Annotated in this window: 1 protein-coding gene; it reads left to right on the top strand. The window is 36.6% G+C overall.

What is annotated here, in order from left to right:
- Nucleotides 1-1,055, top strand: a 1,055-nt coding sequence (locus AC1DTM_RS28115) for an amidohydrolase family protein (protein ID WP_477001446.1), incomplete at both ends; no start/stop codon positions are given.

Raw genomic sequence — 1,055 nt, forward strand, 5'->3', positions numbered from 1 at the left:
AGAATGCAACGTATTTAAATTCATACTTACGTGAATGGACGATAGCGAATATTTGGGTATATGATGATCGAATTGTATACGTAGGAGAAAAACTGCCAGAGCGATTAACTGATTGTGAAGTTATTGATTGCGAAGGGAAATATGTAGTTCCTAGTTACATAGAACCGCATGCACATCCATATCAATTATATAATCCAGAGACTTTAGCAAATCATGCGATGCAATTTGGGACAACAACTTTCATTAATGATAATCTAACTTTATTTTTCACATTACAGCGTGAAGTAGCGTTTCGTTTATTAGATGAATTTAAAAAGATTCCAGCAAGTATGTATTGGTGGTGTCGTTTCGATGGACAGACTGAGCTGCAAAATGGCCAATCTTTATTTAATAGTGAAGAAATAATGGAGTGGCTGAAGCATGAAGATGTTCTTCAGGGCGGCGAGTTAACTGCATGGCCCAAATTATTAAATGGTGATGAGGAAATGTTAAATTGGGTACAGGAAACAAAGTGGTTACAGAAGAAAGTAGAAGGTCATTTTCCAGGTGCGTCTGAAACAACGTTAGCGAAGTTAAAGTTATTAGGTACGGATTGTGATCATGAGGCGATGACAGGGCAGGAAGCATTAACACGCCTTATGCAAGGTTACACCGTTTCTCTTAGAAATTCTTCTATCCGTCCAGATTTAGAAATTTTAGTAAAAGAATTGCTAGAACTAGGTGTTAAACAATTTGATAGATTCATTTTCACAACAGACGGTTCGCATCCGTCATTTTATGAAAACGGAATGACAAATAGATTGATAGAAATAGCGATTAAGCAAGGGATACCAGTTATAGATGCCTATAATATGGCAAGTTATAACATTGCTCGTTATTATAATATGGAGCATTTACATGGTGCGATTGCCACAGGTAGAATCGCCAATATTAACATTTTGGAAAGTAAAGAAAACCCGGTGCCGATTAGTGTAATTGCAAAGGGACGATGGGTGAAGCGTAACGGAGTAAACAAAAATGAATCATTACGTATAGAATGGGATGAATTTCAATTA

The sequence above is a fragment of the Bacillus sp. P4_D3 genome, from assembly GCF_056401855.1.